General features: G+C 45.3%; 15 protein-coding genes and 2 pseudogenes. 7 read left to right on the forward strand and 10 right to left on the reverse strand.

The window, feature by feature from the left end; genetic code table 11:
- Positions 1 to 76: 76 nt before the first annotated feature.
- Entirely contained in the window at positions 77 to 2,623 is a 2,547-nt protein-coding gene (locus tag FM037_RS20415; RefSeq protein ID WP_144047512.1) for a TonB-dependent receptor plug domain-containing protein, read from the reverse strand.
- Positions 2,624 to 3,294: 671 nt separating this feature from the next.
- Here FM037_RS20415 and FM037_RS20420 point away from each other — a divergent pair.
- A complete protein-coding gene (locus FM037_RS20420) occupies positions 3,295 to 4,698 on the forward strand; it encodes a uracil-xanthine permease family protein (protein WP_144049067.1) in 1,404 nt (467 codons plus the stop codon).
- Positions 4,699 to 4,809: 111 nt separating this feature from the next.
- Here FM037_RS20420 and FM037_RS20425 read toward each other — a convergent pair whose 3' ends face one another.
- The 3 genes from FM037_RS20425 to FM037_RS20435 all read right to left on the reverse strand — a co-directional run bounded on the left by FM037_RS20425 (position 4,810) and on the right by FM037_RS20435 (position 8,448).
- A complete protein-coding gene (locus tag FM037_RS20425; RefSeq protein ID WP_144047513.1) occupies positions 4,810 to 5,349 on the reverse strand; it encodes a hypothetical protein in 540 nt (179 codons plus the stop codon).
- A 386-nt stretch (positions 5,350 to 5,735) separates the two neighbouring features.
- Positions 5,736 to 8,039, reverse strand: a complete 2,304-nt coding sequence (locus FM037_RS20430) for a penicillin acylase family protein (protein ID WP_144047514.1) — start codon at positions 8,037 to 8,039, stop codon at positions 5,736 to 5,738.
- Positions 8,040 to 8,181: 142 nt separating this feature from the next.
- On the reverse strand, positions 8,182 to 8,448 hold the full coding sequence (locus FM037_RS20435) for a hypothetical protein (protein ID WP_185976869.1): 267 nt from the start codon (positions 8,446 to 8,448) through the stop codon (positions 8,182 to 8,184).
- A gap of 203 nt (positions 8,449 to 8,651) precedes the next feature.
- On the opposite strand from FM037_RS20435, the gene FM037_RS20440 reads away from it, so the two are divergent.
- Positions 8,652 to 8,903, forward strand: a complete 252-nt coding sequence (locus tag FM037_RS20440; RefSeq protein ID WP_144047515.1) for a hypothetical protein — start codon at positions 8,652 to 8,654, stop codon at positions 8,901 to 8,903.
- 80 nt (positions 8,904 to 8,983) lie between these two features.
- On the opposite strand, the gene FM037_RS20445 is transcribed toward FM037_RS20440, so the two are convergent.
- A complete protein-coding gene (locus FM037_RS20445) occupies positions 8,984 to 9,880 on the reverse strand; it encodes a LysR family transcriptional regulator (RefSeq protein ID WP_144047516.1) in 897 nt (298 codons plus the stop codon).
- A 152-nt stretch (positions 9,881 to 10,032) separates the two neighbouring features.
- Here FM037_RS20445 and FM037_RS20450 point away from each other — a divergent pair, with 152 nt between their 5' ends.
- Positions 10,033 to 10,467 (forward strand): carboxymuconolactone decarboxylase family protein, encoded by a 435-nt coding sequence (locus FM037_RS20450; protein WP_144047517.1) that lies wholly within the window; start codon positions 10,033 to 10,035, stop codon positions 10,465 to 10,467.
- Here FM037_RS20450 and FM037_RS20455 read toward each other — a convergent pair.
- The 3 genes from FM037_RS20455 to FM037_RS20465 form a co-directional block, all read right to left on the reverse strand.
- On the reverse strand, positions 10,442 to 11,752 hold the full coding sequence (locus FM037_RS20455; RefSeq protein ID WP_407695671.1) for a M20 metallopeptidase family protein: 1,311 nt from the start codon (positions 11,750 to 11,752) through the stop codon (positions 10,442 to 10,444). The two genes, FM037_RS20450 and FM037_RS20455, sit on opposite strands and share 26 nt — an antisense overlap.
- A 242-nt stretch (positions 11,753 to 11,994) precedes the next feature.
- Complete coding sequence (locus tag FM037_RS20460; RefSeq protein ID WP_144047519.1) at positions 11,995 to 14,457, reverse strand: TonB-dependent receptor; 2,463 nt, start codon at positions 14,455 to 14,457, stop codon at positions 11,995 to 11,997.
- A gap of 386 nt (positions 14,458 to 14,843) precedes the next feature.
- Entirely contained in the window at positions 14,844 to 15,797 is a 954-nt protein-coding gene (locus FM037_RS20465; protein ID WP_144049069.1) for a choice-of-anchor H family protein, read from the reverse strand.
- Positions 15,798 to 16,174: 377 nt separating this feature from the next.
- Here FM037_RS20465 and FM037_RS20470 point away from each other — a divergent pair, with 377 nt between their 5' ends.
- The 4 genes and pseudogenes from FM037_RS20470 (at position 16,175) to FM037_RS20485 (ending at position 18,742) form a co-directional block, all read left to right on the forward strand.
- Positions 16,175 to 16,459, forward strand: a complete 285-nt coding sequence (locus tag FM037_RS20470) for a PepSY domain-containing protein (protein WP_322619446.1) — start codon at positions 16,175 to 16,177, stop codon at positions 16,457 to 16,459.
- 46 nt (positions 16,460 to 16,505) lie between these two features.
- A pseudogene (locus FM037_RS20475) lies at positions 16,506 to 16,622 on the forward strand (DNA-binding response regulator); the annotation flags it as partial.
- A 34-nt stretch (positions 16,623 to 16,656) separates the two neighbouring features.
- Complete coding sequence (locus tag FM037_RS20480; protein ID WP_144047521.1) at positions 16,657 to 17,370, forward strand: response regulator transcription factor; 714 nt, start codon at positions 16,657 to 16,659, stop codon at positions 17,368 to 17,370.
- Positions 17,360 to 18,742 (forward strand): ATP-binding protein, encoded by a 1,383-nt coding sequence (locus FM037_RS20485; protein WP_144047522.1) that lies wholly within the window; start codon positions 17,360 to 17,362, stop codon positions 18,740 to 18,742. The genes FM037_RS20480 and FM037_RS20485 overlap by 11 nt, the downstream gene beginning before the upstream one ends.
- Before the next feature lie 99 nt (positions 18,743 to 18,841).
- Here FM037_RS20485 and FM037_RS20490 read toward each other — a convergent pair whose 3' ends face one another.
- Together FM037_RS20490 and FM037_RS20495 are read right to left on the reverse strand one after the other, a co-directional pair.
- Positions 18,842 to 21,949: a multidrug efflux RND transporter permease subunit gene (locus FM037_RS20490; protein ID WP_144047523.1), complete on the reverse strand. Its 3,108-nt coding sequence runs from the start codon at positions 21,947 to 21,949 to the stop codon at positions 18,842 to 18,844.
- Positions 21,949 to 23,057: pseudogene (locus FM037_RS20495) on the reverse strand (efflux RND transporter periplasmic adaptor subunit). Before FM037_RS20495 ends, FM037_RS20490 begins: the two are co-directional and overlap by 1 nt.
- Positions 23,058 to 23,136: the final 79 nt, after the last annotated feature.

Raw genomic sequence — 23,136 nt, forward strand, 5'->3', positions numbered from 1 at the left:
GCCATCGAGCATCTATAGATGCCGATGGCTTTTTTAGTTATACAGACTAATGCCAATTGGTATTAGGAAGTTAACGTTAGAAGTTAAAGTTAACTTTTGCCGTATAGGTAGTTCCGTCGAAACCATATGGCAATGCACGAACCGGATACTTGAATGCTTGATTAGTAATAAAATCGAGTGATTCATTGGCCCCTAACTCGTCCGGAGTAACATCGAAGATATTATTGATACCCGCAGAGAAGCTCAGTGACTCAGTAAACTGGTATTCAATATTGATATCGACCAAAACGGCAGCTTCCACTATGCTGGTAGGCAAAAATGAACCCGTTGGCGATAACTCATCGGGTAAGCCTATATGATCGTTACCAAAATAGGTGACGTTGGTTTCTCCGAAGTAGTTAGCTCTGATCATTCCGCGCCAATCATTTTTACTGTAGTCGAAAGTTAAGGTCGCACGCTCTTTAGGCTGACCATCGGTCAAGAAACTGCGCTGTAGATCGTCGAGTGCCACATCTTCAGGAATGCCTTCTGCCGCATTAACACTGTCTATCTCAGTTTCATTGAGGTTACCCGCCAACGTAGCATTAAAGTCACCCGCAAACATTTGGGTACCATAGGTCACAATCAAATCTAAGCCTTGAGTCGTCGAATTTACCGAATTAGAGAAGTAGTTAGCCTGATCAGCCCCGGTAGCATTTAATGCCGCTACAGCTTCAGGACTAAAGGCCACATCTTCGGCAGTAAGTAGACTACCCAAGGTTATTCTATCTTTAATCTTAACCTTATAAGCATCTAAGGTGACCGAGATCTCTTCCGTCGCATTAAAGACAAAACCAAGACTCAAGTTTTCGGAGGTTTCAAGGTCTAAGCTCTCAACACCTAATGCCGACGGGAAAGCTGAACCTGCTGTAGCCGTGAATGAATCAGAAAGCACTCCCCCTGGACCTAAGTTGGTCGTATAAGCGGTATAAGCACTTTGCTGCAGAGACGGCGCTCTAAAACCGGTAGAAACTGCGCCGCGTAGAGCAAAGTCATCGGTGACTTCATAGCGAGATGATACTTTCCACACCAGATCACTACCCGCATCGGAGAAGTCTTCGAACCGAGCCGCCGTTCCCAAAGACCACACATCCGTTAATTGAGTCTCAAGGTCAAGATAGAAGGCATAGCTATTACGATCGGCCTTACCTGCTGCGTCGGGTCTCAAGCCCGGATATGCCTGAAAACCACAACCTGCGAACACATCAGGATCCATAACCGATGGAAAAGCGCTATCGGCGTTAGACATACCACAGGAATAAGATGCAAGTTCACCCGCAACAATTTCATAATTTTCGCTACGGTACTCGGTACCAAACGCGACATAGAGAGGTTCATCCCAACCGATATCGACAAAACCGTTAATGTCAGCATTCAATGTCGTCTGATCGAAACGGAAACCACCGGAATAACCCGATGTAGGACCTGAATTAGCAGCGATATCTGCATCGCTGGCATCAGGATTATTATAAAGGTATTCGGCAGCATATGACGCATTGATACTATTTCTGGAATCGAAGTCATAGCGGTTTTGGCCATAAACACCAGAGACATCAAATTGCCAATCATCATTGATATCACCACGCACGCCTGCGGCGACAGAGATATCCTGTGCTTCATTATAGATACGAGGCAGGAAGCCATCTGGGTACACTTGAGCTATGTTTTTAGACGCTTCATTGAAGTTTCTCCAAAAACCATTGCCTAAGGCTGTACGATTTGAATATCCACCAAAAGAGTATAGTTCCACCTCACCCACAGGCATCATGGCATTATAGAAAACCGACTGAAATTCAGAGGCTGCATTACCTTGACCCCAGCGAACTTCATCGGACAGAGTGCCTGGAGCTATAGTGGGTGAGCCACCTATATCGGGTTGGGCGCGGTTAGTGCCATCGTCATCTCGGTACTCTAGAGACAAGTTGATAAAACCGCCGTCATCACCAAGATCAAAACCGGTATTGAGTCCAACAGAATAGTTATCACCATCGCCTTCCCCCGTTGTACCGCCTTGCAAGTAACCTGATGTCTCACCTGTGGTGTCCTTGAGTGATAGATTTATCACTCCGGCTATGGCATCTGAACCATATTGCGCCGCGGCGCCATCACGCAGTACCTGCACATCTTTAAGGGCGATAAGCGGAATAGCATTCATATCGGTACCCGCAGCGCCAGCTCCAACGGTACCGTTAAGGCCAAAAATAGCCTGATTATGGCGACGCTTACCATTGATTAACACTAAGGTTTGATCAGGCTGAAGCCCCCGTAATGTCGCAGGGCGAAAAAGATCTGAGCCATCGGAGACCTGAGTTCGACTGAAATTGAATGAGGGGACACTCGCCTGCAGGCTCTGACCTAACTCGGTAAACCCACCGCGGCTAAGGCTTTCTGCACTAATAATGTCGACAGGAACAGCTGACTCGGTAGCCGTACGACTCGATACCCGGCTACCAAGCACAGATATTTTTTCTACTTTCGCATCTAATTGTTCCACTTCGGCTGTTTCAGCGTAAAGGTTGCTACTCATTAAAGCTAAAGTAATGGCTAGCGCAAAACCATTTGGTTGAAGTCTTGTGTTTTTCATACTACTTCCATTTTTTATTATAAGGTCTCTGCCGCCGTTCAGCTCATCAGTTCAAAAGGCCACTTATCGATGAATATTTTCCATACCCTATTCACCAAAATCCGATTAGGCATCTAGATATTTATGCACTTCCAATGGATATAATGTCAACATGTTTATCAATATCTGAACAAAGCCCACAAGAAGGCAACATAAGAATCATTCAGCCTCTAGTTTCGCCGATGAAACAAACACACCCTTTGATGACCCAGTGCCTGTAATAATGGTGAATTTCAGATGTAGGTATATTCAATGGAAGGAGTAATAGAAGACACTGGTACCTACTGGTATAAAACCTAGATAGAGCAAGCTCCTATGATCTACTCACAAGATCAGGACATAGCCCGGACAGTGGTTTCTTATATTAAGTGAAAACACTAATACACAGAGCAAATACAAACGGTCACTTCGCGTTATCCCCCCTTCATAAAATCCTCAAAAACCATTCGAATATTCCACCATGTGGCAGTTCAAATTATAGACAGCACAAAAAAACCACTATATGTTGAGATTCAAGCTGACAGTTGTGACAACTTTTATAGGTGTTTCGCTTAATCAAAGTAGGAGCGTTGGCGTTAAAGATAAATAAAATAAAAATAATTGCACCACAACCAGAAGGAGTCGGAGTAGATATGAGTACATCACCAAAGAATAGTGACTTGTTATACGGACTGCATGATCGTCCCGAACCACTTAAAGCCTTATTTGCAGCTTTTCAGCATATACTGGCCAGTTTTGTCGGCATTATCACCCCCGCATTGATCATAGGCGGTGTTCTGGGCCTAGGCAGTGAACTGCCTTACCTTATTTCCATGGCGCTATTTGTTTCTGGTGTTGGCACATTTATACAAGCAAAACGCTTCGGTCCTATTGGCTCGGGTCTATTGTGTGTACAAGGAACTAGTTTTGCCTTTTTAAGTGCAGTATTGGCTGCGGGCTTCATTGTCAAAAATAGAGGAGGGAGTTCCGAAGATATTTTAGCCATGATTTTTGGGGTTTGTTTCTTTGCCTCATTTGTGGAGATGTTTTTAAGCAGAATCATTCATAAGCTTCAACATGTCATTACCCCTGTCGTTACTGGCGTAGTTATCACCACTATTGGTTTATCCTTGATTAAGGTTGGCATGACTGATATTGCCGGGGGATTTGGTGCCGAAGATATGGGTGCAGCCAAATACCTGATAGTGGGTGGGGTCACCTTAGCCACCATTATTGCTATTAATCGCTTTAGCAATCCAGTGTTACGTCTATCAGGTATCATGATCGGTATGTTCGTGGGTTACGTTACCGCTTATTTTATGGGGATGGTGGATTTTCAGATACCAGATGTCCCCGTCATTGCAGTACCGCTCCCGTTTAAATATGGATTTAATTTTGATTTAGCTGCGTTTATTCCTGTGGCCATTATCTCTGTTGTCACCGCCATTGAAACAACCGGTGATTTAACGGCAAACTCTATGGTTTCTAAAGAGCCAACCCAAGGGCCGCTATATATCAAACGCATTAAAGGCGGAGTGTTAGGTGATGGTGTAAACTCTTGTTTGGCTGCTACATTTGGTAGTTTTCCTATGTCAACGTTCAGTCAAAACAATGGTGTGATCCAACTCACTGGGGTCGCGAGTCGTTATGTTGCTTTTTATATCGCCGGCTTGTTTATTTTATTAGGGCTATTCCCGGTTATTGGCGCGGTTTTACAAACATTACCTAAGCCTGTTTTAGGGGGAGCCACATTAGTGATGTTTGGTACAGTTGCATCGGCAGGGATTCGAATTTTAGCGACGGCTAAACTGGATCGTCGTGACCTTCTTATTATGGCTGTCTCTTTTGGTTTAGGACTTGGTGTTATTGCGGTGCCAGAAGTAACAAACTCTTTCTCTCCTCTATTTAAAAGCATATTCAGCTCATCAGTTACTGTTGCAGGGATATCAGCAATTTTAATGAGTTTGATTATTCCTCAAGAAAAAAGTCATTCAGTGCAGAAGCAGGAAGATCCAGCGCAAATCGATTTAGACGATAAAGAGGTAAATGCAGCTTAAATCATTGGCTGTAAACCCAGTTTGAGGTGAAGTTCGATTAAGAGGTTGAAAAATTTTTTAACCTCTTAAGTCATTCTTAGAAGCGAAGTGAACTGCTAAGTATTTAATCCGCTAACCGAGTACTATCCACCTCATTGGCTCCAATGGATCTGAAGTTGATCCCCCTTGCACTACACCGATCCCCATATTACAACTTGCCGGTGATTGGTCTATTTTCTCACATCGATTAAGCTCAAGTTTATACGCTTTATTTTTGATGGCATCAGCAAGTTCTGCACAACTAATTGGATTAAGTGCTTCCTCTTTAAAACAAAGCTTCTGTTTATATTCTTCGCCGTCTTTACCTGCAACAAGGTACTCCCAGTCATCTCCCCAAGAGTCGATACTCAAGGTGTGCTCAACACCATGATTGTTCACTTTTATTTGCGGGCCAATTTTAATTCCGTAATCTAAGTGATTAATCGCATAGACTCTTAGGTAACAAGCAGTGACAGCATCTTCAATCTCTCCCTCACTAACCAACCCTTTATGAGTATCCGAAAAGTCAACTCTGAATTCTGTCACTGTATCGACTTGAAAGGTCACATCTTCCTGACACCCACTCAAAAACACAGCAACTAACACTAGCGCAACAAGTCGAAAGAATGTCATGGGATACGACCCTATTGTAATTATTTGTATCGCAGCATATCAGAGTTTCAGGTGAAGACTTCAGATATTACACTTACTTACAAAGTGTCATAATTCACCAAATATGCTGCATAGAGTGTGCTTATCAGTGAATATATTCACTAATGCGAATATGGCAAGGGAATGTCTCGAAATAGATCACCAACTGAAGTGAGATAAACCAAAATCAGTTTACAAAAAAAGGTTACTACTTAATGAGTATCAAGGGATTATACTAAAATATTAAATGTCGGCTAAAAAATAACTAAAGAAGTGGCTAGGATAATGGCTAATAAATAGTGAAGTGAACTGAGCCAATCAAAACCAAGGGAAAAGTACTTCTCCCTTGGTTTACACATTTTTTCGACTTAGATCGCTTGAATAATTATCTTATGCAAGATGACGCCAGGCAGCAGAGGCGTTGACTCATGGTTTGCATATTCATCGAAGCCAGCACGGTAATAATCGGATAAGGGGTGACCAGACTGACCACCAGGAATCACCATGATGGCCTGAGACTCGAGCCCTGGTTGCACGATAAAGCGCTGGGATGCACCAAAAGTACTTCTCTGTACTGCTGGCATAAAGCTATCGCCGAAACCTATCACGGTTGGCATATCCAATAAAGCACTTAGCAAAGGCATCTGTTTACTGAAGGGGTGCTGTATCTTAAGGGCATTAACCTTGCCCCAGTTAAGATCGGCTAGAGCTCCCTCATCACTGTGTTTACTTAATAATTCCTGAGTCGAGTCAACGTAAGCCTGAATGGCAAACTGATCCCAACTTGAATACTGCTCGGGAAGCCAAGAATCAGGTTCATCTTCGAGCAACTGCCACATGGCAGGTTCCAGATAGCGCTTAACCGGAGATAAAGAGACGTTTATCTCGTTCAAACCTGTCTCTATTGGGGCGAAGCCGGCATCGATCAACTTAGCCCTGAAACTGCGAACTAAGGTGTATCCGACCGAGTCAGCACAGGCACATGCCTGCCAATCCCTGATAAATTGAATATCTTTAGCAAATCTTACCGGTTCTAGTGAGAGCAGGTTAATCAGATAATCATGCCAAGGCGTTAAAAACTTAGCCTCATTGTCTAACTGCAATCGATAAAAGTCCTGCTCGGTAAACTGCTCCGACTCGAATAAACGGTCACGGATTTGCTGGCTTCTGGCACCTAGCGCATAGCCTCCATCACCGAAGCGGCTGAATTGTTCTGCCGATATCACACGGGAGTTGGCCGACCACAGCCGTCCGTGCTCAGGATTCACTACTTGTGGTAGCTCTCTCTCATCTATCCCCCACAAGGCTCCTTGGAAAGTTTCTGGTAATTGCGCCACATTAGCAGGATTAGTCCTAGATGGCACTGCTCCGGCGGGCTTCCAAGCGGCGTTGCCTTCACTGTCTACTAACATCAAGTTCTGTACTGGGATCCCAAACGTCGTTGCCAGTGCTAATCCTTCTTGCACACTCACAGCAGTCTCTAGTCCCATCAACTCCATATCGACCGCATAACCTTGGTGTGCCACCCAAGACAGCGCATAGTCTTGTCCATTCACATGCTTAACTGGACCAAATTGGGATAGCTGGATCGGATATTCAACATTCGATTGAGAACCGGGAAGTTTCATGAGTTCGATCTCTGTACTTAACGGCTCGTTCTCATCGATCGCTATCCAGTCAGCGGTATCGATATAGGCATTGGTGAATCCCCATGCGACCCTGTTATTTGTACCCACAACAATGGCTGGCGCGCCTGGCAGTGAAACACCTGTAACTTGTATAGGCTCACCGGTATCTGAAACGTAATTCAATTGAGCACGATACCAGATGATAGGAACCGCAAATGAGAGGTGCATATCATCGGACAACATGGCCCGACCACTCTCGGTCAGTGCTCCGGTTACAGCCCAGTTATTGCTGCCGATATCAATGGGTTCCTCAATCGTGCTAATCAGAGCTGTCGCTAGCAGTTGAGGTTCAAGCTCTGGAGTTGATATATCTTCTGTGGGGAGAAGACTAGAATCGAGCGCCGCTTGATAAGGGCTATGTTGTGTCACGAATGCCAACATCTGCTCGCCATACAGGCGCTGGATCTGAGTCAGAGCCATGTCTCGCTTTGGGGTATTTCCTTGCAAATCCAGGTACATGCTATAGATAACCAGCAAACTATCTGCCGGTTGCCAGGTTTGAGGGCTTGCCCCGGTGAGCAGGTATTCGAAAGAACTAAGGCTTTGCTCTGCTACTGCGGCGTTGACGCCATTGGCATAGGCCTGTAGTAGCAATTTTTGATTTGGTTCCATCTTAGCGACTGTATTCTCGGCTCGCTTCCTCAATTGATGAAAACGGCGAGACTTATCCAGATTAAGCGCCTTTTCACCGAAGAGCTCTGCGAGCTCTCCAGCCGAGTTACGCCTAAGCAGATCCATTTGAAAGAATCTATCTTGTCCATGTGCAAAACCCAGAGCATAGGCCACATCTCGACGGTTTTGACCATGTATGACCGCAGTACCTAATCTGTCTCGCTCTATGGTAACGGATTCAAATAGATGGCCGCTGCGAAACTCCCCTGATAGCTTAGGCAGACTCAGATGCAGCCCCAAATAGGCTGTCGAGATCAGAATGAAAATCAGTGAGAGGGTTGAAACCAGAAGTATTTTTATTATTTTAGTCATCAAGTATCGCCATAATATCCATTATCATGCCGATGACTATAACCTAAGTTACACTGATGTTAACTAAAACAATCCAGCACTAGAATAATTGCACCAGAAATAAATAAACAGATATAGAAAGGTGAACTAGCTAAGTTAAGCGTTACATACACTGAGCCAGTTTGCCTTTCTTCGTCGCTGCCATAACACAGCCTCTTTCACTATCGGTAGCCGCCTTACAATCCGCTATTAAGGTCTTATGATCCGGCGACATACTGCCAAGCACCTTCTTGGCATGTTTTACCACCTCACTACATTTTCCGACCGGAACGGGATCGTAGTTAGTACAAGCACTTAGCATAAGAAACAGAATAACGGTAAAGAGCAAGGTAATACGATTAATTTTATCGACAGTTGAGAACTTAGGCATGATTATTCCTTGATCGCTAAACTTGAGTAACTAACCTTCTATTAAACCTTGTCAGTAAGAAAATAAAACTGGAAAACCGACTTAAAAAGGCACTTAGAAAGAGTAGAAGATAAACCTAGGTTTTGCACACTTTGTATTAACGCTTTGCTCGATTAGAATAGCCACTTATTAACAATGACATTATCAATAGCAAGTCACAAAACATGGCAAAACCCAATAAGAAAGGCCCAACACGTACTGTCGATATCTTCTGCGCTAAGTGCAAAACCCAGCTATTTAAATATCGCAAAGGTGGCAAAGGCGCTTTAGTTAAGTGCTTCAAGGAACGAATCGTCGAAGACTTCACTCAAACGCCCTGTACCTGTCCTAATTGTGGACAAAAGTTCGCCAGAGATACCTTAGTGAGAGGCACACCGGCATTGAAGATGATAGGTGGCAAGGTGACGTTTAAATGAACTAGCAACTCACATTCAATAGCCATATTATTTTCTTCTTAATATAAAATGAGCAGCTGATTGTTCGTTGATTTATAGCATTATATTTCCCCTAATTTTTTTATCAAAAAATCAAGAAATACTCTGATATGAGGCTTAGGATATTGAGCACCTTTATAGATAGCAAAGATTTCACCACTGCCTTCTTCCCAATGATTCACCGTCCAGTCTGGTAAAACTTCCACTAGCTGACCACTGTCTATATAAGGTTTAACCATCCACTCTGACAAGAGCAGCACACCGCAATCCTTAAGCGCAGCAGTGAGTAAAGGCGATCCCCCTTTTGAAATAAAATTGCCCTTAACAGATATTTTTTGTTGGATTTTCCCCTTAGCAAAGAACCAATGATTCCTTTGCCTCTCTTGACTGATAAGTAAGCAATTATGTTCATGTAGATCTGATGGCTGTCTGATTGGAGAGCGATGATTTAGATAGGTTGGAGACGCTGTCAATAAAGTAGGATGATTCAACAACTTTCTCGCTTTTAAACCACTATCTTGCGGAACACCAATACGAATAGCGAGATCCACATTTTCGCTATGAAGATCCACCAGCTTATTGTCGAGATCAAGCTCAATTTGTATATCCGGGTACATCTGTAGAAACTCTGGAATAATAGGCGCTAAGCAAAGGTTACCGAAACTTTCGAACACTGATATTCTTAACATTCCCAGAGGCGTATCCAGAGCCCCTCTCATCTCTGCCAGCAAGGCATCGGTATCTTCTACTAACTTTCCCGACTGCTGGTAAAAGTAGTCACCTTCTTCAGTCAACACCAACTGGCGAGTACTCCTCTTAAATAGCGTCGTTTTAAGTTGAGCTTCTAGATTGTCGATATTGCGCGCAATGGAAGAAGGCGCCATATGCAAGACCTTAGCAGCCTGAGAAAAGCTTCCCGAATCGACAACCTGATGAAATATCTTGATCAGAGCAAACATTTTCACACCTCTGTTGTACTTTTCAAAACCGCACACCTTTGCAAAATACGCAAAGGTGTTTCAGTTTATGTGCGTATTCAATTAATAATTAGAATTATGCACAATTAAGCCATCCCAATAAAGCAGCCTTAAACCTCAATAAAGGATAAAAGATGACAAAACGTATTGATATCGCCCAAACACAAGCAGCAGCATTAACTGCCATGATGTCTGTCGAAAATTATCTGGCAGAAACCAAACTATCAACAGCACTAAAAGAGCTAATTAAGATCCGCGCATCCATGATTAATCAGTGCGCTTATTGTATTCAAATGCATACGGAAGTGGCTTTGAAAGCAGGAATATCACAACAAAAATTATTTGCAGTATCCGCCTGGAAAGAATCTCCCTTGTTTGATGATACAGAGCGTGCGGTACTCGCCCTCACCGATGAGCTCACTCATGTTTCACACCTTGGTCTGAGCGATAACACTTATCAAGAATGTCTCGAGTTGTTAGGTGAGGAACAGATAGCTCAAGCAATCATGCAGGTCATCATGATCAATGCCTGGAACCGTTTTGCTATAGCGACGAAGATGACACATTAAACAGATCTATGGCGCTTCGGCTCATGGCTCTTACGCCTGTGCTAATAGTCAAAGGGTAGTCGGGGGCAAACTTACTCGAGTGAAGTGATGGTAAGTGTTCCCCGGACGCCTTACTGGTTTCATACAGTGCGGGCTCTACGGCGCCAAGCCAGAAGATGTTGATGGGACGCTTCTCGGATGTGAGCCCATAGAGGCCAAAATCTTCACCGGCCATAACAGGCTCTGCTTTAACCACATTAGCCTTACCTATCTCGCGTTCGATACTGGCTTGTACTGAGCTAGCTAACTCAGGATCATTATAGGTAGAGGGTATCGTCTCATCTTCATGAACATAGACCACAGGCATTAAACTATCAGGTAGCCCGGCACTCATGGCTATGCCCTTTGTCATGCGCTTTATTGCTGCAATCTGTTGCTGACGAACTTGCGGGTTATAAGAACGTAGGGTGAGCTGCAATTTAACTTCATTAGATATGATGTTGTGCTTAGAGCCCCCATGAATAGAGCCAACTGTGATCACATTTGGCTCTAGTGGTGAGATCTCTCGACTCGGTATGGTCTGCAGCGCCATCACAGTACGAGCCGCTATCACCACAGGATCGATAGTCATATGTGGATAGGCGCCATGGCCTCCCTTGCCTTTAATGGTGATATCCACCGAGTCGACATTAGCCAAAGCATAGCCCGGCGCTATTGCCACCTTACCCGCAGGAACCGAAGCACTTACATGCAAACCCAGTACAAAATCAGGTGTTGGAAACTCAGTAAATAAGCCTTGTGCTAACATGGCTTTGGCGCCACCGCCCACCTCTTCCGCTGGTTGTGCCACCATCATCAAGGTGCCTTGCCAATCGCTCTTATGCTTCACAAGCTGGTCAGCGGTGCCGATTAAACTGGTCATATGAATATCATGACCACAGCCATGCATGATGCCAACCGACTTATTATCGGCATCAATTGTGGTCACAACTGATGCATAAGGTTTTCCGGTCTGCTCTATGATTGGCAAGCCATCGATATCGGCGCGGATCATCACAGTCGGGCCATCGCCATTTTTGAATATGCCTACGACGCCATAACCGCCGTAATTATCCGTCACCTCAAAACCCAGTGCCGAAAGCTCCTTCGCCATTCTCTGTCCCGTCGCCTTCTCTTGATAGGAAAGCTCAGGATGTTGATGCAGATGCAAGTATAGCTTTTCAAGTTCAGGTAGGGCTTTACCGACAGATAGTGCTAATGATGAGTCAAGGCTGCTTGCATAAACCGCTAGCGGGCTCGTCATCATAAATACGAAGGCGAGTGACTGGCATATTTTGGTGAGTTTCATCGGCTTCTTCTTTTTATTCATAGCAAAGTTAACAATCAAGACACATAAACTAGCACAAAAAATTTATTAATCTGAACTGAATCGAAACAGATAGATTGAAATAGAAGAGTTAAAACAATTTAAATACAACTAGTAAAAAGCGCAGCCCCAAGGCTGCGCTTTCAAAACACTCTACAAGCTCTTAGCTAAGAAGCCTAAGCTTACAACTGATAATTAAAGCTCAGCTTGGCATTACGCTCTTCACCTGGCATACCACCGAGGAACATGGCCTTGTTGTAGTAAGTCTCATTGAACAGATTGTTGACGTTCAATTGTAGCTTCCAGTTATCGGCCTGATAGCTGATGGCCGAATCGAATACCGTATAACTTGGCACATATCCATCGGGAATACCGAATGAGCTTGAATTCGTGCTGCGATCATCGACGTATTTTGCACCTAAGCTAATATCAATTGGGCTAGAGAGTGAGAACATATCTGCGCCATAAGTAACCCAAGCACTGGCTGTCACATAAGGTACACCCTTTTGACGGGTATCATAGCTGCTGCGATTCGGATCTTTCTTATCACGAGCATCTTGGTAGACACCGTTAACGTTGAGCATCCACTGCTCATTCAAATGAGCATTCATGTCTAACTCGACACCTGTGGTCTCTTCCTTGCCATCATAGAAGTTTTTCGGCACGTTTGGCCCTGAAACATCTTCTTCATACTCTGAGTTTGAGTATTGCAGATTAGTGCGTGAACTCTTAAAGAACACCAAGGAAGTCAGCATCTGATCATCAAACGCCTTAAAACGCATGCCTAGATCGTCACTGATAGATTCAGAATCCAGTCTGTCCGAACCATCACCTTTTACGCCACCTAACATGCTGTAAGCCGTGCGGCCTTTAGAATGATTAATGAAAAATGACAAGTCATCGGTTGGCATATAGGTCAAACCTAAGTTATAGGTGATGCCATCATCATTGGTATCCGCCTCAGGCGTTGGCTCAGCCGCACTGGCGCGATAGCGCGCATCGACACCGAAATGCTCATAGCTTTGCTTAATCTCGTTAAAGGCAACACCGATACGACTAGTGAAACCGTAACCGAAATAGCCGACATGCTGTAGGCCAACGCCCCAGGCACTCACCTTCTTGTTGTAGTTACTGGTCATTAGAGGGTCGTGATCTTCAAAGGAGCCTTCAGCCCAATTGGGATTACGAATGTCATAGATATAAGGCAATTGGCCCTGATAGATGACATCACCCGCCTTGTTCTTTATGACCTTATCGGCATCGTAAATGGAGTACTGCTTGAAGCGAATATCACGGTCTTCGAAGTTCGCATTAACTAACAGCTCATTATCTATGCCGGCAAGTTCGAAATCGTACCTCAAGTCGGCGAAATACTGCCAAGAAGTCTCATCGGCAGAGACTTGACGATACTCCTGACGGCGAGCCGCAAACGGGTAGAGAACATCGTCTTCAAGTAGTGGCGCACGAGGGTCTGCATTGATGGTGCCTCTGCGATCCCAGTAAACATAGTTATAGGCACCGGTTTGACGGGCAAAACCTGAGGTGTAGTCACGATATTGCAGCTGCTGGTTCAAGAATAGATTTTCATTGAGGAAGATATTATGAGTCAGCTTAAATCTCAGCTCTTCACCTTCATTATCTTTGGCCATTGGCGAGATAATCCCGTTATGACCAAACTCATAGGGGGTTAAACCATCGCTAGCAGCCAAAGAGTCGGCTAGTTGTTGCCTCTGCTCATCGGTAAGTTGAATACCTTTGCCTTCTGGATCGTTAATTAAATCTTCCCAGCTGACTTCTCCGGCAGTTTTCCCGCCGACGGATTCAGCGTTGTAGATACGTATTGGGTGACCGATAGAGTCGACTGCAATAGCATCCTTGATATAAGAAGCCGATAGCATCAAGTCCTGGTTTTCATCGAACACATATTTGATCGATGTGTAGACTTCATCACGATCGGTACCGATATCACGATAGCCGTCACTGCGCCCCGTTTTAGCAACAACACGATAAGCTAGCTTGTCAGTCAATCCGCCCGTGCTATCGATACTCAGCGCATAGGAATCCCATTGACCCAGCTCGACACCTATATCGTGGCGACTCTCAAATTCAGGCTTCTTTTCGATAAGGTTAATCACGCCGCCGGCGCTGCCCATACCATATAAACCTGTCGCCGGGCCTTTGAGCACTTCTACCGATTCAACATTCGTCAGAGAGCGTGTCGGATTAAAGGTGTTGCCAAGCCCTGCGCCGCCATACATACCATCATAGGTATAGTTAGCACCGAGTCCGCGGATCACTAAGTTATCACCGATACCATAGTTATTACCCGCCTGAGTCACGCCACTGATATTACGCACCAGATCTTGCAGATTATTCACGCCTTGAGCATTGATTAGCTCTTCATCGACGATGACAACTGCCGCAGGGGTTTCCATTAAAGACATATCTGACTTTGTCGCTAGGCCTGAATTCATAACCACTTGGTTTTGTCTTCCATAGACAGTGATACGCTCTACATCCTTGTTTTTCAGCTCTTCTGCTTGCACTTTTTCTGGTACTTGGGCCTGCTCATTAGCAGAAATAAGCCCAGGAAAAAAAGCTGATGCGCAAGCGACAGCAAGTAGTGAAAAACGAAATTGTTGCATCGATATTATCCCCATTAGTATTATGGCCGGAATGATAATGATTATTGATAGCATTACAACAGGGAATTCACATACCGACACAAAATTGTGACCTTCGTATCCGGTTTTGCGGTTTTTTTACAAAGTAAATGTTGATGGGTTAAGGATATGCCTTAAGTTTACTCAGAGACTTCTAGAGTAATTAGCTGAGGTGGCTGTTGGAAGATACTTTATCTTCATCGAATAAACTGATGGCTTTACACTTTATAACTGCCGTATACACTAGACGTAAAAAGCTTGGCATTAAAATGCCAAGCTAAAATGAATTTATCTTTTAAAACTGATAATGCAAACTTAAGGTAAAGTTCGACAGCTCACTAATCAATCAGACTGAATCAAATCAAGATTTATGATTTTCGCCTCCTCAGACTGGCAAACAGGCTTAGGCCCAAAAGAGAAATAAATGAAAATGCCCCGCCGCCATGGTCTTCACTACTAGAATCCCCTCCTGTATAGACTGTGTCTCTATCACTGCTCTCTAAGGGCAAAGCATAGAAATTATCTGTATCATCAGCGCTAATGGTGGCGACAATATCATCAAACCCCACTTCGTATAGATCGACTAGCACGTCATAATGGTCTGTGTAATAGCCATTATGCAGCGTGGTTAACACTTCAAAATCATCGTCACTCGAGTCACCCAGTATTGTAAAAATATCTGTGGTGTAATAATGCACCCAAGGACCACCGTCTCGGCTCAAGTAGAGCTCTGCGTATACATCGGCGACCTCGACCGCATCGGGCCCATAGACATCGGCATCGAAGGTCACGCTAAAGGTTTGGAAAAAACCGTCACCATCATCATCGACGAACAGGCGACTGCTGGCTTCATAGATTGAAAACTCATGATAGATGGGATTAGAAAAGGCTTTGGGTACAGTAGACTGAGCATCGTCGTTTACTGTTTTTAACCCGCTTTTCTGCATAGAGTACTTAGGTGAAATATTGCCATTTTTGTGGTCGGCAATGACCTCTTCTCGAGATTTAGCTTTTATACTTGGTAACATCAGTGGCATTTGCTGTTTCAACTGGCTTAATCGCGTATTCAGCTCATCTTGTTCCACTAATTGAGCTTGGTTTCCAACTGAAAACGTCTGTAAGTTTACACTCTCTATCTGGCTGACACCCTGTTCGTCACTCGCATAAACATTTGGAATGAATGATATTAAGGCCCCTGCAATCAAAGTTAATGCAGATATTCGCTTGCAGCTCCAAGATTGAGTGCCTGAGCTAACTCTGGTTTCTGTATCCATTTTTACGCAATTGAGCTCTCTGGCTTGATTAATTATGTTCACATTCATCATATAAACCTCATTATTTCTGTCGTTGAGGTCATTAAAGACGATTTAAGGTGAATATAAGCTGAACGCTAAAAATGCTATGGAGTAAAATTCGAAGAGATGAATTGTCCATCGACACGAATGCATTAAACATTGTCATCTTGGGTTCATCTTATCTGAGGTATAACTATTAGAGCCCCTGAAACTGACTCCTTCATTTCTTTGATTTCTTAGACAAGCTCTTTAAAACTTGTGTCTTAAGAATGGGATATTTACACTGATAACAAATAAAGGCATTTAAACATCGGACACACTCTATGAAATTGGCTTCGAGCTTCACATTAGCTTTAATCATATCGGCTTGTTTACTGTTCCCACTACAGGGAGCAGCCTCAAGTGTGACTAAGCTATCAATGGTTTCAGCTGTAAGCTCTGTCAATGCCGTTAGCTTAAGTTCGATGAGCATGGCCGCTCAGTCTAAAAAGCCCCCTAAAAAGTTAAAAGTCACCAGTTCTCAACAAGCTATTCAGTTAGTCAAACGACAATACCCAGGCAAGGTGCTCAAGGTGCAATCGAGCCGAGTCAACGGCAACCCAGGTTACCGGGTCAAGTTGTTATCCAGTTCCGGAGCGGTATTTTATGTGTCCGTCGATGCCAAAACCGGCAGTGTGCGTAGAAACTAATTTGCAACTTAAAGACTTAACATAATGAATTTACACAGGTGATCCAATGCGAATACTGTTAGTTGAAGATGACTTAGAACTACAAACTAATCTTAAACAACATTTGATTGATGCCAATTTTACCTTGGATGTGGCCAGTGATGGAAAGGGTGATTTGTTTCAGAGGAATACCCGAAGCTCATTACAGAGGTGACCCAATGCGAATACTGTTAGTTGAAGACGACTTAGAGCTACAAACTAATCTGAAACAGCACCTGCTCGATGCCAATTTTACCTTGGATGTGGCCAGCGATGGAGAAGATGGTTTATTTCAGGGAAGTGAGTATAGCTATGACGCCGGGATCATAGATGTCGGGTTACCTAAGCTTAACGGCATTGAACTGATCACTAAGCTCAGAGAGCTAGAGATAGACTTTCCCATCTTGATCTTAACCGCCCGTGATAGCTGGCAAGATAAGGTAGAGGGCTTAGATGCCGGCGCCGATGATTACCTGACGAAACCTTTCCATCCTGAAGAGCTAATCGCCCGTCTCAACGCCTTGATCCGTCGCTCGGCAGGCAAGGCCAGTCCACTAGTCTACAATGGACCTTTTAGCATCAATACCAGTACTCTAGAGGTTAAAAAGTCTGGTCAGTTGATGAATTTAAGCAGCTCAGAGTACAAGCTATTCGAGTTTTTTATGTTGCACTCAGGAGAAGTTAAATCTAAGACAGTACTGATTGAGCATATCTATGATCAAGACTTCGACTTAGACTCTAACGTGATCGAAGTATTTATTCGCAGGTTGCGCAAGAAGTTAGATCCAGACAATCAGCTCGGACTGATAGAAACATTGAGGGGGCAAGGTTATCGTTTGAAGCCACTGGCTCGCTGTGCACAGCACACTGAAGATGAGTCAGATGCTAAATAAACTGTCAAACCTGATGAACTCACTCAAGGCGCGCCTGATTATCAGTGCACTCTTGCTGAACCTAATCTTACTGCCCTTGATTGGTTTTACCCTGAACGATGCATTTAAACAGCAAGTCTCGACATCGGCCAAAAATGAATTGAAAGCTTACCTCTACTCAATTTTAGCCGTGACAGAGGTGGATAACGGCCAACTTATGATGCCCGAAGCCTTAGCAGAGAATCAATTTAATGTGATTCAATCTGGCTTATTTGCACTCATTTCAACGCCAAATCCCGATAGGAAGAAAACCAGTGTCACTTGGCAATCCAACTCGTTTCTTGGGCTGAACTTACCCGACAATTTGCCCCAACCTGAGATAGGTAAAAGTGAGTTTAAGGAGATAGAGATTGATGACAAGCCCCATATTATCTACAGTTACAGCGCCAGTTTCGAACATAAAATTTTATCCAATGATGGCTTGAGTGTTGACAATGTCACCTTCCCAATCACGGTGCACATCATTAAAGATCAACTCGACTACCAAAACCAAATAGATTTATTTGGTCAATACCTTTGGAGCTGGTTACTGATCTTGATGGTTTTCCTGGTATTGGTTCAGTTGGCTTGGCTACTGTGGACCCTAAAGCCCTTGGCTCAGTTTAAGCGAGAACTTAACGAGATAGAGCAAGGCAAGGCCATGCAGATCCAGGCAAAGTATCCCAATGAGCTGCAAGCTGTAGCGAGACAGCTCAACACCCTGCTCAATACCGAGCAGCGCCAGCGAAAACGTTACCGCAATGCCCTATCGGATCTGGCCCATAGCCTAAAAACGCCACTGGCAGTGATTCAAAGTCAGAAAGATCTGAGCAAAAGTTCATTCGAGCAAACTAATATCATTAGCCGCATCATAAGTCATCAACTCAAACGAGCACAAACGGCAGCTGGGTCTTCTTGGCACTTAGGTGTTAATGTCATGTCGGTGTCAGATAAGCTAGTGAGGACCTTGCCCAAAATATACCGTGAACCTCAGATAGAGATAAGTTCGAGTGTCGGCGAGCAGTGTATTTTCAAGGGTGACGAGGCCGATTTAATCGAAATGTTAGGTAACTTACTCGACAATGCCTGTAAGGCCGCCAAGGCTCGAGTGCACCTGACCGTCAGCATGAAAGACACCGGACTCAACATAGATATAGAAGATGATGGCCCGGGAGTATCACCTGAACTTGAGAGTGACATATTCGAGCGCGGCATACGCGCCGACTCCTATCTACAGGGAAACGGCATAGGACTTGCCATAGTTAGTGACTTGGTTGACAGTTATCAGGGCCAACTTTCAGTGTCCCGTTCAGATACTCTGGGCGGCGCCAAATTTAGCCTAAGCTTTAACTGATGTTCTGAGTTTTAGTTAATAATTTGGCTTACTAAAAAGCCCTGCTAATCGGTATTAGCAGGGCTTTCCTCATCTTATCTGTTCGTTTTGGTAATTACATTAGCTTTCCACTGTAAGCTTCTGCACTGCTATCGCTTCTTCTAGCTGAGCCTCTACAAAACCGGGGGAAGTGGTTTTCGCCGAGATTAAACGATACATGGCCGGAATCACCAGTAGGGTAACAAACGTCGCAAACGCCATCCCGAAGAAGACCACAGTACCCACAGCGATACGGCTCTCAGAGCCTGCGCCGGTTGACATGATCAAGGGGACTGCACCGACTAAGGTCGTAAATGCGGTCATCAGGATAGGACGCAGACGGCGCGTCGAAGCATCGATAATCGCCTGTTCTATCTCGAGCCCTTTATCACGTAACTGATTGGCAAATTCCACGATCAAGATGCCGTTCTTGGTCACCATGCCGATCAGCATGATCATGCCTATCTGGCTGTAAATATTCAGTCCTTGGCCGGTCAGGAAGAGGCCGAGGAAGCCACCGAAGACCCCCATAGGTACAGTAAACATCACCACCATAGGGTTAATAAAGCTCTCAAACTGGGCAGCCAACACCAGATAAGCCACTAACAAAGCCAGTCCAAATACCACAAGCACACTACTTTGATTTTCTTTAAAGTCTTTCGACTCACCCGTGTAGCTCACCGAGATATCACTGGGCAAAATCTCGATCGCTTTAGCATCGAGAAAATCTAAGGCTTGGCCTAAGGTATAACCTTCACCTAAGTTAGCCTTAAGTGTTATCGATTTCTGCTTATTGGTATGACTCAATTTTTGAGCCGAAGCCACCTCTTCGATATGTGTTATCGAATCGAGTGTGATCAACTCGCCTTTACTCGAACGCATGTAGATCTGGCTCAAGTCCGCCATGCTATTAAAGCTATTCTCGTCGCCTCTTAAATAAACATCATACTCCTCACCGCGCTCGACAAATGTGGTTTCACTGCGTCCACCGAGCATCACCTCTAGGGTCTCGGAAACTTCGGCAACACTAATCCCAAGCTCGGCGGCGCGCTGTCTGTCGACACTCACCACTAGCTCTGGCGTGGTCTCGGAGTAATCGAGATCGGCCCCTTCCAGCATAGGGCTATGAATCGCTTCTTCCTGTAAAACTTCCGCCCACTTGAACAGTTCCTGGTAATCAGAACCTCCTATCACAAACTGCACCGGCTCGCTCGATTGCCCCCTGAAACCTGGCAACATGGGACGCACCATCACATCGGGGATCCCCTGCAGGGCTTTAGCGACAATAGCCAGTGCTTGCTGAGCATTGACGTCCCTATCTTCCCAGTCTTCAAGCTGCATGATAACGAAACCGGTCTGATCACCAGCCCGGCCACCGAATGCCGGAGCTTGTACGCTGAAAGACTTGATCACCCCTTGGCCTAACAGCGGCATTAGCTTGTCTTCGACAATATCCATGTTAGCCGTCATGCGGTTGTAACTGGTGCCTTCCGCCCCCTTGACGAAAGCAAATATCACCCCCCTATCTTCTTGGGGTGCCAGCTGTGATGGCACCACCTGCATCAGGGCGGCGCTGCCGACAATACACAAGATGATCACCACAGGCGCGACAAACCTAAATTGAATCGCCTTGGCAACGGCGAGTCGATAGCCACGCTCCAGCTTGCTAAATCTGGCATCGATCCAGATATTGAAACGATTAGGCTTAACATCCGCTTTAAGTATCTTGCTGGCGAGCACTGGCGTTAACGTCAGGGCCACGATAGAGGAGAAGATCACCGACATCGCCAGCATGACGGAGAACTCGGTAAACAAGCGTCCGACCATGCCTTCCATGAAAGAGATAGGCAGAAATACCATCACCAGAACGGCCGTGGTGGCGACAACGGCAAACCCCACTTCCCGCGTGCCGTTATAGGCTGCCAACAAAGGTGGTTCACCTTTCTCGATATGATGGAAGATATTCTCCACCACCACTATGGCATCATCCACCACCAGACCGATGGACAGAATCAAGGCCATCAGGGTGAGCAAGTTAATCGAGAAACCAAAAAAGTTAGCGGCAATAAAGGCTGAAATGAGCGAAACCGGTACGGTCACGGCAGGGATAAGTGTTGCCCTCGCCTGACCGATAAAGATATAGAGCACCAGGACAACCAGTCCACCGGTGATCAACAATGTGTTATAAACTTCGCTAATTGAGCGGTCGATAAATACCGTGGAGTCATAATCGACCACCAGCTGAGTCCCTTCAGGCAGGAATTGCTGAATGCGCTCGACCTCGATATGCGCAGCCTTTGCCACCTCTAAAGGGTTGGCGTCGGACTGAGCTATGATACCTAAACTTAAGTTTGGTACACCATCACTCTTAAATGTGGAGTTTTCATTCTCTGCACCAACAAAAACCGAGGCGACATCTTTAAGGTAAATTGGCGTGCCATCACTGGCGGTGCGAACCACTAAGTAATCAAAGTCATGCGGATTATTGTAGAGCCTGGCCGTACGCACTGTCATTACAGTGGTGTCGTTTCTGACTTCTCCGCCCGGGGTTTCAACGTTTTCAGTCTTTAAGCTGGCAATGATATCTGCGGTCGTCACATTACGACCCGCCATCAACTCAGGTTTGAGCTGAACATACATCACCTTGTAGAGGCCGCCAGAGATACTCACCGAGCTCACCCCAGTGATCAGGCTGAATCTGTCTTCCAACACCCGCTGGGCATAGTCGGTCAGCTGGGTTCTGTCCATCACAGACGAGCTGAGATTGATATAAATTGAAGGCTCACCCGAGCCATTGTCCTTGGAGACAATAGGATCATCCGCCTCGTCGGGCAAACGACGTTGGGCACGGGCAACCGCATCACGGACATCACTCACCCCTTCGGTAAGGTCCCAGTCGAGATCGAAGGTGATGGTGATCCGCGACATCCCGTTGCGGGTAACGGATGTTATCTCATCGATGCCACTGATGCCTGTGAGTTCATCCTCCAAAGATGTGGTGATCTGACTCTCCATGATCGTTGCCGAAGCGCCATCATAGGTGGTCATCACAGTCACCACTGGATTTTCCACATCCGGCATTTCACGCACCGCCAGTTTAGAGAAGGACACGGCGCCAAATACACATAGAAGCAAACTTAAAACGATAGCGACGACGGGGCGTTTAACTGAGATATCAGAGATTAACATTAACTTCTGTCTCCCTGAGACTCACCTAACTTATGGCCCGCAGTCATAGACTCATCTTTATTTGAAAGGTCATCCACTCTTAAGCCGTCACGCATGTTAACTAAACCTTGCACTACGATGCGATCGCCGACACTGAGTCCATCTGTGATAAGTACTTCATCTTGAATACGCGCTCCTAGAACCACTTGGGTTCGTTTGGCTAATTGGTCTGCGCCAATCACGTATACAAATCGTTTGGTGCCGGAATATTCTATGGCTTGAACCGGGATCACAGGCTCAGACACGGCAGGAAAGCTCAGACTCGCCGACATCATCATGCCAGGCTTTAGCTTATGATCTGCGTTATCGAAATTGACCCGCACCTTAAGGTTCAGGGTCTCCTCATTAATACGAGGATCGATAGCCACCACCCACCCTGTAAACGTACTATCGGGCCAGGCTCTGTTGGTTGCAGCCACTGTCATGTCAACACTCAACATAGAGAGATAATTCTCAGGTACCTGCAAATCGACCCGCATAGAAGATAGATCATCTAGGGACAGCAGCTCACTCCCCGCCGTCACCATGGTCCCCGGCTGAAATCCAGTAATCCCGCGGTACCGGAAAAAGGCGCCTTGATATAGTGGTATTCGAGTTCGGCCTGAGCAGACTCGAGTCTGGCGGTGGCAATATCGACACTGGCTCTTTGAGCATCAATCTCAGTCTGGGTGATGGCATTACGATCGATGAGCTTGAGATATTCTTTTAGTTTACGTTTCTCATCGTTGAGGTACGCCTTCGCCTCTGAGACACTAGCCTGAGGCTTAGCATCTTCGAGCTGGATTAGCAGCTGCCCCGTGTGTATCTCTTGATTAGCGGTCACATGAATCGCTTTAACCTTGCCCGCCACCTCTGGGGAAATATAGACAGATTTATCCGCCTGCAATTTGCCTATTAAAGAGATAGTCTGAGACAACAGGTGCCGATCAACAACACCTGTAACCACAGGCACGACGCGCGGTGCACGCGCCGACTTATCGTTAGGCTTCTGCGCCAGAGTAAAGCCACTGAACGAAGCGACAACGGCGCTCACGATAAGAATGGGGATCAATAGCAGACTTTTTTTCATTGATGAGTTTTCTTCTAATACCAAGGTTGTGAATTGCCACTATTTTAAAGAAAAACTAGCCTTTGTAGGGTAAAGCTGT

Origin of the sequence: Shewanella psychropiezotolerans (assembly GCF_007197555.1) — a bacterium.
Taxonomy (GTDB): Bacteria; Pseudomonadota; Gammaproteobacteria; order Enterobacterales; family Shewanellaceae; genus Shewanella; species Shewanella psychropiezotolerans.